An 11,417-nucleotide genomic window follows, 5' to 3' on the forward strand; every position below is an offset into this window, starting at 1 on the left:
GGGGAACTCTGCACAATCTGCCGCATTATTGTGATCAAGTAGTGTCGCGGCCGTATTTGTGCTGCATGAACATGACATCCGCCCCCGATGAACGCGATCCCCGTAGCCAGGCTTTACTGCTGTACTCACAGGGGTACCGCATCACCCGCATTGCTGAAAGGTAAGAAGCGTAAAGATTATCGGGTGACCGAGCAGGGGACGCTTACGGTTGATGATAAGCTGATTGCCACGACTATTGGCCTGAAGCCGCTAAAGAAACCGCAGTCGGACAGCAAATTGTGGATTGTTAGCTGCCTGAACCGCTGAAATAAACGCTTTCCTGAACCGAGGTTTCACTCCTTTATCGCAGGTGATGATGAGACACGGCGTAATACTTTTACCCTGGCCCGTCGCGCATTGATTCAAAGGGGTGAGTTCCTGAGTGGAAAAGCACATACGCTACCGGACGCCGCGCCGTATTGGGCGAGCGTGCAGAAAACCGCCCATTCGCTGAATCGTATTGCGGGCAGTTGCTATGCTGGCAGAGGTCCAAAGGCGCGGTATGAATCCACCAGTGAATCAAAAAGCGAGATATCTGAGCGACTTCTGGCGATAAGCTGGGCACCAGCAATGGCCGTGAAAATTGCACGTGCTCTGGATTCACTCTCACCTGAATCGCACACCTTCGCAGCCACCAGCAGTTTGTTCAGCCATGCAATGTTCACATCAGCAAACTTCTGTATTTCTGCATTCATTTCAGGAGGTAAGGTCTCTTTTTCAGCGCCCATGAAACTGCCCAGGCAGAGACGATTTTCGGCCTCAAGTGATCTTCGGAAGATTTCAGGAAAGCGACGCAGCGCGTCAATGGGTGACGGGCTTTCTGATTCGATCATCTCGAGTGCGAGAGCACCGTCCTCCCAGTATCGTCTGGCAACGGCAATACCCAACTCGGCTTTGCCTGGAAAATAGTAGTAAATACTCGCCGCTTTGATACCCACATCCTGCGCGAGGTCGCGGAAATTCAAACCGTTATAGCCCTGAGATTGGGCAATTTTCCTGGCCGCCTGCAAAATGGCTTCCCTGGTGTTGACGCTCATCTTGATGCCTTTGGTATTGGGATGATCTCTTAAATAGAGAACGCTAATTTACAGCAAATGCTTATCGGGTGACAGGGTGATTGCCATGGAAAACAGTAAGTTCAATGCATCCAAGGTGCTCAGGCAGACGTCATTGCATCATGGTTTAGCAAGTAACATCGACAGCCGACGCTATCATAAGCACTCTGGTCACCGGGAAAGTCAGTAGATAACGAACCCGGCGTACCGGAGTTTACACCGAGTGGCGCTATTACCGGGCTGGCGAATCCAGCTCAGGAATGCCGCTGTTGCGATCGGCGTAGGCCGCCTGGAAGGCAGGACGTTTTGTCCAGCGCTGCCAGTAGGCATCTAAGAACTCAAAACGCTCGTCCAGTGGAGTGGCATTGACCGGGAATTTCGAGAAGGCGATCGCGGTTGCCAGAGTAATATCCGAGAAGGTCGGCGCATCGCCGCCGAGCAGCCATTCGCGGCCGTCTGACAGATGGCGATTAACCAGCGCGGCGTGAGCCAAAGCTTCTTTACGGCAGTGTTCACCCCAGGCCTCATTTTTGGTCAATTCCAGCCTGAAGCCGAGGCCGGTGTGCAACACGTGGAACGCTGTAACGATGCGGTACAGGATATGCACCCACACCCGGTTATCCCACATATTATCCAGCCCCTGTTCCAGTGCTGTTTCTCCCATAATCTTGCGGCCCGGATACTCCTGATCAAGATAGCGAACGATGGCAGCCGTTTCAGAAATATAACTCCCGTCAGCCAGTTCAAGGGTAGGTGTTTCGCCCCACGGATTCATATTCAAATGTCGCCAGCCACGCTGCTCTCCTCCAGGGGACATGTCATAGATGGTCTCGGCAAACTGGTCAGCGATGCCCTTTTCATGCATGAAAAGCCGCAGGCGCTGTGGATTAGGAAAGGCCGAAGGTGATGTGAAAAGCTGAAGTTTAGCAGTCATGGTCGATCCTACAGGTTGATGGTTGGGATGTCTAACTAACGTTAGGTAGGCAAACATTAGCGGGCAAATCAACACACGTCAACATCTGTCTAACACTTGTTAGGTTAATTTTTTGGTGACCTTCATGCTTGATACGATATTTCAGCGGAGGCATAGCTGAAGGAGGGGGACAATGACGCCCGAGGGTTGAAAAATGCAAATGAGTGGAGAGGCTCGATTCAAACGGTTTTTCAGGTGAGTTACATACTGGCAATTGCTGCCGACTGGTTGCTGGCCAACAGGAAGATAGTCCGGAAGCGCAAGGGCCACGGGGTGAGGTAGTAGCGGTTAGATCAGCCCATGAAGCAGACTGGTATCGGCATCATTACTGGTCACAAAAATGAGCGGCCGCTGTGAGCGAGGAGCGGACGTGGGGATTTCAAATACCTTAAAACTGCATGTAAAAAGTAACAGGATCGGAAAAAGACTGTTTCATACAGCAAGCATTCTGTATTGACTCACTTAACTCCGATTTCTTTCATGTTCGATAAGCCACTCTTTACGCGATATGGCTCCACCATATCCGGTCATTTGGCTATTTTTACCGATAATTCTGTGGCACGGAATCACAATCGCAATCCGGTTGGCACCATTCGCAGCGGCAACTGCTCGTACAGCGCCAGTTTTATTCAGTCGCAGCGAAATATCCTGATAGTGTGAGGTCTCCCCATAAGGAACAGTACGTAGTGCATCCCAGACGGACTTTTGAAAATTACTGCCCGGGGCGTCCAGTAAGAGATCAAAGTGACGACGTGTTCCGGCAAAATATTCGCTGATTTCTTTTACTGTCTGCCGGGTATGACTGTTTTCTCCTGTGACAATCCTGGCGTTAAGTAAACGCTGAATGTCGCGAAATTCAGTTTCTAACATCCGGCGATCGGTAAACTCCAGCAGGCAGACTCCCTGCTCTGTGGCACATACAAACATAGGTCCCAGCGCAGTAGTAAACCGGTGAATGACTATTACCTGAGTGGTTCGAGTCGGAGCTGCGCCAGTTAGCCGCTTGTAGATGTAACCAAAGCCGCTCAGGGATTCGTAGCCATTGTCCAGCGCGACGTCAGTTGCTGCACGTCCGCTTTTCAGCTCCTGAAGGGCAATATTGACCCGCTGCATTCGCTGGAAGGCCTGAAAAGTGATGCCGTGATGTTGCAGGAACCATCGCCGCACTCGCTCCGGGCTGATTCCATGCTGACGAAGATCCGCGTCGGATACACGGGATTTAATATCGTGCCTGACAAGCGCAAGCGCCTGTTCGACAAATAATGGCGCGCTGTGCGCGTTTTCAGCAGGTCTGCAGACTTTACAGGGGCGAAAGCCGGCCGCCAGGGCAGATTTGGCATCTTTATAAAACTCTACATTTTCACGTTTGGGCTTTCGCGCCCGGCATATCGAAATGCAGAATACGCCAGTCGTTCTGACGCCAGCAAAAAACACACCCGTATATTCTGAAGCGCGTTCAAGTAATGCCTGATACCAGACGTCACAAAGATTCTTATCGATAACCTTCATTAACAAAAAGTCCTTCAAATGTCTGATGCAACCGGATCGCATGCATTAAATCAGTCAGCTTTGACTGAATGGCCGAATGAACAAAATTACCCATAGAAATGCGGCTTACCCCGGCCAGTTTCAGTCTATCGAACAAGGGAAGATCGGGCATACACATGACATTCAGAGGCAGATCAATAGCATTTGCAATAAGGCTGATATCTTTCTCTGAGGTCAGACAGGGAACAAACAGGCCGTCAGCACCTGCAGCTCTATAATATTGACCCCGTAATAATGTCTCCTCTAACGCTCTTTCATGCCCGAGCAGGTAAGCATCAGTCCGTACGTTCAGAAACAGGTTATAACCATCACTTCTCAGCGCATCGCATACTGCTCTCAGATTACGCGAAAATTCAGACACATCATCAAGCTGTCGAACCCGATTAATGACTCTGCTGTCTTCAAGGTTAACGCCTGATACACCTATCTGAGCAAGGCGCTTGAGATTGACTATTATCTCTTCGGCTGAATCACCATATCCTGCTTCCATATCAACACTTAATGGCAGGCTGCTAACTGCCCGGATACGAGTGACAATAAAAAATAATTCATCAAACGGCATGCCCTGGCCGTCTTCATATCCCAATGTGGCCGCTATTGCTGCGCTGGACGTTCCCAGAGCCTGATAGCCAGCTTTTTGCGCTGCGACAGTACTGACGACATCCCAGACGTTAGCGATAAGAAGGGGCTCATACTGGTTGTGGAGTTCTGCGAAGTTCATATCCATATCCTCTCAATTAGATTGAAAATGAATCTAAGCATTCAGCAAAAACGGCACAACCGAAAATCAGACGACCATTTTTTTAGCAAAATTTTATCGGGTCAGTCTGATATGCAGAGTGATACGGTCGTAGTGTTTCAGGGTCTGCCTCTGGCAAAAAGCGAACATTCCTAACCGCCGGATATAAGTATCAACGGGGAGCAAAGCAGATAGGTTTGTATGGTCATTTTGAGAAAAGGTCTTGTCAGAATTAATTTCTGATACTGACTGGCGTGGTTTTTCACATTATTGATTGTCAAACCCCTTACGATATCAGAACTCTTCGACTGCCCCGCGTAATGTCTCATCTTCTTTAGATGAAATTAAGCATTGCTTTCTCATAAATCTACTAATGATAATTTGCTATAAGCCAGATTGTTTCGTTGTTAGACAGGGGGCGGTGCGGCTTTTATCTTTCGTCATGATTTGTAAATTCCATACAAACATTTGATGAGGGAGCCATTTTGTCCATCCTACTGAAAAGCATAAAAACAAAACCCACGCGTTTTACTCTGGCGCTTAAAATCGCGTTACTCAGCAGTATGGTGGCTTTCTCTTCAGCCTCTTTCGCCGATGTACCCTTAAAAGAGGGCATTACACCAGCCACCGATGCCAGCCAGATTCCGGCAGTGGCTAAGCTGCGTAAAGACACTGTGGTGGCAGGTATCTCTGAACCGCAGGGTATTTTTAACCCTTATTTCTTTGTTAACGGCTGGGACGAAAACGTCACCAACGTGATTTTCTCACGTCTGATTGACTGGGATAGCCACGGCAATCTGGTGCCAGGCCTGGCCGAAAGTTGGAGCGTTAGTCAGGATAACAATGTCTATACCATTAAGCTGCGCCCACACCTGACTTTCAGCGATGGCTCGCCCCTCACCGCCGAAGATGTGGCATTTACCCTGACCGTGCTGCATGACCCGAAATATGATGGCGATACTGACATCACCCTCGCCAACATTGTGGGCGGCGCGGAGTATAAAGCCGGAAAAGCTGATAGCGTCAGTGGCCTGAAAGTGATCGACCCGCTGACATTACAGGTCACCACCGGGCAGCCTGGCGCGACAACGCTGGCGAAAATTGGCGGCCCGGTGTTGTCGAAAGCGTATTATGGGAAAGGGTATCAGCGCGGCAATCTCGACTATCTGCGCATGTTGCACGGTAAACCGCTGGGCAACGGACCGTATGTCTATGACAAATATATTCCGGGCCAGGAGATTCGTTTCCACGCCAATACCCATTTTTACCGTGGCACACCACCGACGCCGCGCTTTATCTACCGCGTAACCAACCCGTCCACTAACTTCCAGTTGTTCCAGACCGGCGAAACCGATTACGACTCGTTTACTTCTCGCCCTGATGATATCGAACAACTGAAAATGCTGGGCTTCGCCAATATCAACCTGTTTGGCTCCAGTGACTACAGCAAAGTGGAATTCAACGTACGTCGCCCGGCGTTGCAGGACGTGAAAGTGCGACAGGCGCTGATTTATGGTCTTGACCGCCAGAAGTTGATTGATGTGGTTTATCAGGGCTATGGAAAAGTGGCAATTGAACCTATTGCCCCGATTTCATGGGCGTATAACACAGATGGCGTGAATCCATACAAATTTGACCCGGCACAGGCGAAGAAACTTCTTGATGAAGCGGGCTGGAAACCGGGGCCTGATGGAATCCGCGTGAAGGACGGTAAACGTCTGGAGTTGACGCTGCTGGTGAGCAAGAAAGTGCTGAATGATGCGCTGATCCCCATCGCCAAAGAGAACTGGCAGCAGATTGGCGTGCTGTTGAAGCCTCAGGTGGTGGATTTCAACGCCCTCATGGCACAGCGTAAAGCCGGTAACTATGACCTGGCCTCTTTCAGCACCAGCACACTCAACGATCCACATGATGGCGTGTGGGATTACTACAGCACGGAAGCGAAAGAGTCCGGCTATAACAATCCGCAGGTTGATAAGCTGATCAACGAAGGTAATGCTGTGCTGGATGTGGAAAAACGCAAACCAATTTATCACCAGCTGTATAAAGTGCTGGCGGACGATCCGCCGGTGATTCTGCTGGGTAACCGCGAGATTTTATCGGCCAGTAGTGCCCGCGTCACCGGCTTTAAACCAGATATCTACAACGGGCTGACCGGTAGCCTGCCGGATGTGAAAATCATTAAATAACAGTAACAACTGCCGGGTCTCCCGGCAGTTGTCATGAGAAAGCTATGCGAAATTTTATCCTCAGGCGACTGCTGCAAACCCTGCCAATGCTGCTGCTCGCATCACTGATTATTTTTATGCTTTTCGCGAAAACGCCAGGCGACTTTATCGACGGTAACATTACCCTCACCGCTGCCCGCGCCGCCGAACTGAAAGCTATTTATGGACTCGATCAACCGATCCTTACCCGCTATCTGCATTGGCTCGGCCAGTTGCTGCGCGGCGATTTGGGGTTCTCGCTGCAATACCAAATTCCGGTGAGTCAGCTACTTAACCAGTACATCTGGAACTCTTTCCTGCTGGCAAGCGTTGCGCTGGTGTTTTACTGGAGCATCGGGCTTGCGGTGGGCATTGCCTCGGCGCTGAAACCCAATTCGCTGTTCGATCATCTGGTGAGCGTGTCGGTGTTTGCTGCCATGTCTTTCCCGACCTTCTTTCTCTGCCTGTTGCTTATTAAGTGGTTCGCAGTCGATCTGCACTGGTTGCCAGTGGGCGGCATGACCAACACCGGCAGCAACGATAACGGCTGGGTGTGGGTGATGCAGGTTGCGGCGCATCTGGTGTTACCGGTCATGGCGCTGGTGATGTTGCAGGCGGGCAGCCTGACGCGCTATTTCCGTGCCAGCATGCTTGACGTAGTCAAGATGGATTTTATCCGCACCGCGCGTGCTAAAGGGTTGCGCGAACGTACAGTGATCCTTAAACACGCGCTGCGCAATGCGTTGCTGCCAATCATCACCCTGTTAGGTTTTGAGCTGCCGGGGTTGTTTTCCGGCGCGATCATCACCGAAAAGGTGTTTAACTGGCCGGGCGCAGGGCATATTCATATTGATTCTCTGGCCGCCCGCGATTATCCGGTGCTGATGGGGTTCACCCTGTTTCTTGCGGTATTGACCATTGTGGGCAACCTGATTGCCGATATATTGTACGCGTGGGCCGACCCGCGCATTCGCGTGAGGTCGTGATGTTCGGTTCCCTTTTCTCTACGAATCGCCGCTTACGCAAGGCGGAAATTCCGGCGATGGCGCAGGCCACACCTTCTCCGTGGCACCAGGCGTGGAAAGCGCTGCGCCACAATCATCTGTCGATGCTGTGCCTGGTTCTGCTGGTAATCATGACCATCTGGTGCGTGCTGGGCCCGGTGTGGTCGCCGTGGAAAGATGACGCCACCGATGCGCTGATGATCAACAAACCGCCTGGCGCAGAACACTGGCTGGGCACCGATTTTCTTGGCCGCGATATTTATACCCGCCTGCTGCTTGCCGGTCGTATCTCGCTGATTATTGGCCTGATGACCATGCTACTTTCGGTGGCTCTGGGCTACCTGCTGGGTGCGGTATCCGGCTATGCCGGCGGCTGGACGGACAAACTGATTATGCGCATGGCGGATCTGGTGATGACGATCCCCAGCCTGCCGCTGCTGATTGTTGCCGGAGCGATGTTGTCTGAGCTGGATTTTTCGTCTGATTCGCGCATCTACATGGTAGTAGTGATGCTTAGCTTGCTGGAGTGGCCGAAGCTGGCGCGGCTGGTGCGCGGGCAAATCCTGTCACTGCGCGAACGTGATTTTATGCTGGCGACGCAGGTCCTGGGCCTCTCTTCGCGCCGCCGCCTGTTCGGTCATCTGTTGCCGAACACCATACCCATTCTGGTGGTGATGGCGACCATGGCGGTGGCCAACGCCATCCTGATGGAATCCGCGCTTAGCTACCTCGGCCTTGGCGTCGTACCGCCAACGCCCTCATGGGGCAATATGATGGACGCGGCCAACAGCCTGATCGACTTTCAGCGTCGCCCATGGCTGTGGATGCCGCCGGGCATTGCCATTTTTCTGACCGTCATCGCCATTAATGTGCTGGGCGATGGCCTGCGCGATGCGCTGGATCCGAAGATGAAACGGAGCCTGAAATGAGCGAGCCGCTAATTACCTTTAATAACTTATCCATCTCCTTCGCCAGCGAGCAGGGGCGTGTGCGCGCTGTACAGGATGTCTCCTTTACCATTCAGGCAGGGCAAACCATTGGCGTTGTTGGTGAATCTGGCTGCGGCAAAAGCGTTACCGCCATGTCGCTGATGGGACTGTTACCGCCGCAGGTTGCGCGTATCGACGGCGGAGAAATCCGCTTTGAGGGCACCGATCTGCTTGCCCTGAAGCCGTCGAAAATGGCCGATCTGCGTGGTAATCAATTAGCGATGATCTTTCAGGAGCCGATGACAGCGCTCAATCCGGTGCTGACCATTGGCGAGCAGCTTTGTGAACCGCTGATACGCCATCGCGGCGAAACACCAAAAGCGGCCTGGACGCACGCCACGCAACTGATCACCGATGTCGGACTCGGGCGTGCGGAGAGTCTGATGGGTTGCTATCCGCATCAGCTTTCCGGCGGCATGTTGCAGCGCATCATGATTGCCATGGCGTTAAGCTGCCAGCCGAAGCTGCTGATTGCCGACGAGCCAACCACGGCGCTGGATGTCACCGTGCAGGCGCAAATCCTGCGCTTACTGCGCGACCAGGCGCGGGCGCAGCAGATGGCGCTGATACTGATCACTCACGATTTGGGGGTTATCGCGCAGATGGCGGAACATGTCGTGGTGATGTACGCCGGGCGCATCGTTGAGCAAGGCCCGACTGCCGATGTGCTACACAACCCACTGCACCCTTATACCAAAGGGCTTATCGCATCGCGCCCTGTTCCGGGCGAGCGCCGACGCCGCCTCTACTCCATTCCCGGACAGGTGCCTGACCTGGCCGAACTGCCGCCGTACTGCGCGTTCTATGATCGCTGCGAACGCAGAACCGCGCAGTGCCACGCGGTCATTCCGCCGCTGATCGGGCATACGCGGCAAGCCGCATGTATTCACAGTGAGTTAGCGGAGCCGATCGCATGAGCCAGCAATATGTTATTGAAGTGGACGAGTTGAAAAAGCATTTCTCGCTACGCGACGGGCTTTTTGGTCAGGAAACAGGACAGCTACGCGCTGTGGACGGCGTCAGTTTTAACATTCGACCTGGCACTATTTTTGGACTGGTGGGCGAATCCGGTAGCGGTAAAACCACCGTAGGACGCACGCTGCTGGGGCTTTATGACAAAACGGCAGGTAGCGTGAAGTATCGTGGTCAGGAGTTGCAGGATCTGACGCCGAAACAGATGCGCGCGCTGCGCCCGAAAATCCAGTTGGTATTTCAGGATCCTTACAGCTCGCTGAATCCACGCATTCGAATAGGTGATGCAATTGGGGAAGCAATGCTGGAACACACGCTGTGCAGCAAAGAAGAACTGCGCGACAAAGTGCTGGAGGTAATGAAAATCTGTGGACTGGCGCCGCAGCATTACAATCGCTTTCCCCATGAGTTTTCCGGCGGCCAGCGCCAGCGTATCGGCATCGCCAGAGCGCTGATTCTCAACCCGGATTTTATTATTGCCGACGAACCCATCTCGGCGCTGGATGTCTCTATTCAGGCGCAAATCATTAACCTGTTTTCCGATTTGCGTGATGACCATGGCGTCACCTTCCTGTTCATCTCTCACGATCTCGGTGTCGTGGAGCATTTGTGTGATGACGTGGCAGTTATGTATCTGGGGAAACTGGTGGAAACTGCCAGCCGCGATGCACTGTTCAGCCAGCCGCTTCACCCCTACACCCAGGCGCTGCTGGCGGCGGTGCCGACGCTTGCCCCTGGAAGCTTATCCGTGCCGGTGGTGCAGGGGGAAATTCCGGATCCTTCGCGCCCGCCCTCTGGCTGTCGCTTCTCTTCTCGCTGCCCGCAGGCAACAGTACGCTGCCGCACAGAAATTCCGGAACTTCGCGAAATGCGCCCCGGCCATCAGGTGGCGTGCCACTGGGTGCAGCTGACGTAATAAAAAAGAGAGGATTCATCCTCCCTGGTTGATGGAGTCTGACGTTCAATGATGTAAAAAACCACGCCTGTCAGTATCAGAAATTAATCCTGATACGACCCTGTCTGAAAAGGTCATAAAAACCCTATCTGACCTGCTCCCAGCAAACTGACATAGCAATGTAAGCAAGTTCCGCTTCTGGTACAAAACTGCCGCGCTGAAAAGCGCGGATGACCGCTATGAGGGAAGAGCGGACCTTTTTTGGCAAAGATTTATATATTCCAATTGCTTTAAATATCACTTTCTGGCGAAGCGCCTTAATGGAAATCAAGTAGAGCATCAATTAATATCCAAAACCTATGGAAATAAACCTTTATGGCTTTATGCCAGCACTACTCCCTGTTGCACTGTCCCCCGGAGCAAGCTTCACTCTTGTTATGAATGGAGCTCTGGCTGGCGGTTACAAAGGACTATTCAGAACGCTTGCCGGAACAGCCTTGGGTATATACACACATGCGGTTCTCATAGGGCTAGGTATAACCGCTGTGATCATCTCGTCTCCAGCAACTTTTGCGGTGTTGAAAGTTTTCGGAACCGCCTATCTGCTCTGGTTAGGAGCAATGCTCATCCGCAGCGGGATAAGGTCAAATGCCAGCGGGCTTGCTGTTACGAAACATTCGGTGACTTTAAGAGAGGCCTGGATAGCTAATATTTTGAATCCTAAAGCCATCATTTTTTATCTGACAGTCGTTTCGCAGTTCGCAGGGATACAGGGAGGCGTCTACAACTATCTGACATTGGCAACAGTACATGTCGTGGTCATGAGCGTTTGGCTTTTCGCTGTCAGTCAAACACTTATATTTTCAGTAAAAAAAACAAATCCATTAATGCTCAAAAAATACGTCAACATTGCCGGCGGGGTGTTGCTCATTGCTTTTACTCTGCACAGCCTGACCCAGTAACTCATCACCTTTAGCAAAAATGTCCGCTTCTGGC

The 11,417-nt window shown here is 52.1% G+C and carries 11 protein-coding genes; 7 read left to right on the forward strand and 4 right to left on the reverse strand.

Annotated elements, in window-relative coordinates:
- Positions 1 to 71 precede the first annotated feature (71 nt).
- Positions 72 to 164 carry a terminase gpP N-terminus-related DNA-binding protein gene (locus ACO6VX_RS20560; RefSeq protein ID WP_372340244.1) on the forward strand — a complete coding sequence of 31 codons (93 nt, stop codon included), beginning with the start codon at positions 72 to 74 and terminating at the stop codon, positions 162 to 164.
- Between the two features lie 348 nt (positions 165 to 512).
- Here ACO6VX_RS20560 and ACO6VX_RS20565 read toward each other — a convergent pair whose 3' ends face one another.
- The 4 genes from ACO6VX_RS20565 to ACO6VX_RS20580 all read right to left on the reverse strand — a co-directional run bounded on the left by ACO6VX_RS20565 (position 513) and on the right by ACO6VX_RS20580 (position 4,336).
- Complete coding sequence (locus tag ACO6VX_RS20565) at positions 513 to 1,076, reverse strand: TetR/AcrR family transcriptional regulator (protein ID WP_187493051.1); 564 nt, start codon at positions 1,074 to 1,076, stop codon at positions 513 to 515.
- A gap of 250 nt (positions 1,077 to 1,326) precedes the next feature.
- A complete protein-coding gene (locus ACO6VX_RS20570) occupies positions 1,327 to 2,028 on the reverse strand; it encodes a glutathione S-transferase family protein (RefSeq protein ID WP_031292479.1) in 702 nt (233 codons plus the stop codon).
- Between the two features lie 501 nt (positions 2,029 to 2,529).
- Entirely contained in the window at positions 2,530 to 3,576 is a 1,047-nt protein-coding gene (locus ACO6VX_RS20575; RefSeq protein ID WP_346555726.1) for a methylated-DNA--[protein]-cysteine S-methyltransferase, read from the reverse strand.
- The gene (locus ACO6VX_RS20580; RefSeq protein ID WP_033768691.1) at positions 3,560 to 4,336 is read right to left on the reverse strand and encodes an isocitrate lyase/PEP mutase family protein; all 777 of its coding nucleotides are present in this window, start codon (positions 4,334 to 4,336) and stop codon (positions 3,560 to 3,562) included. The genes ACO6VX_RS20575 and ACO6VX_RS20580 overlap by 17 nt, the downstream gene beginning before the upstream one ends.
- 581 nt (positions 4,337 to 4,917) lie before the next feature.
- Between ACO6VX_RS20580 and ACO6VX_RS20585 the strand changes: the two genes are divergently transcribed.
- From ACO6VX_RS20585 to ACO6VX_RS20610, 6 genes are all read left to right on the forward strand, one after another.
- Positions 4,918 to 6,543: an ABC transporter substrate-binding protein gene (locus ACO6VX_RS20585; protein WP_422458288.1), complete on the forward strand. Its 1,626-nt coding sequence runs from the start codon at positions 4,918 to 4,920 to the stop codon at positions 6,541 to 6,543.
- A 44-nt stretch (positions 6,544 to 6,587) separates the two neighbouring features.
- Positions 6,588 to 7,547 carry an ABC transporter permease gene (locus ACO6VX_RS20590; protein ID WP_422431306.1) on the forward strand — a complete coding sequence of 320 codons (960 nt, stop codon included), beginning with the start codon at positions 6,588 to 6,590 and terminating at the stop codon, positions 7,545 to 7,547.
- Positions 7,547 to 8,494 carry an oligopeptide ABC transporter permease gene (opp4C, locus tag ACO6VX_RS20595; RefSeq protein ID WP_033760940.1) on the forward strand — a complete coding sequence of 316 codons (948 nt, stop codon included), beginning with the start codon at positions 7,547 to 7,549 and terminating at the stop codon, positions 8,492 to 8,494. Before ACO6VX_RS20590 ends, opp4C begins: the two co-directional genes overlap by 1 nt.
- The gene (locus ACO6VX_RS20600) at positions 8,491 to 9,471 is read left to right on the forward strand and encodes an ABC transporter ATP-binding protein (protein ID WP_422431303.1); all 981 of its coding nucleotides are present in this window, start codon (positions 8,491 to 8,493) and stop codon (positions 9,469 to 9,471) included. The genes opp4C and ACO6VX_RS20600 overlap by 4 nt, the downstream gene beginning before the upstream one ends.
- Positions 9,468 to 10,442: an ABC transporter ATP-binding protein gene (locus tag ACO6VX_RS20605; RefSeq protein WP_033773706.1), complete on the forward strand. Its 975-nt coding sequence runs from the start codon at positions 9,468 to 9,470 to the stop codon at positions 10,440 to 10,442. Before ACO6VX_RS20600 ends, ACO6VX_RS20605 begins: the two co-directional genes overlap by 4 nt.
- Before the next feature lie 338 nt (positions 10,443 to 10,780).
- Positions 10,781 to 11,383, forward strand: a complete 603-nt coding sequence (locus ACO6VX_RS20610; RefSeq protein WP_029519298.1) for a LysE family translocator — start codon at positions 10,781 to 10,783, stop codon at positions 11,381 to 11,383.
- Positions 11,384 to 11,417 lie beyond the last annotated feature (34 nt).

It is taken from the genome of Pantoea sp. BJFS-204, from assembly GCF_049310725.1.
Classification (GTDB): domain Bacteria; phylum Pseudomonadota; class Gammaproteobacteria; order Enterobacterales; family Enterobacteriaceae; genus Pantoea; species Pantoea agglomerans.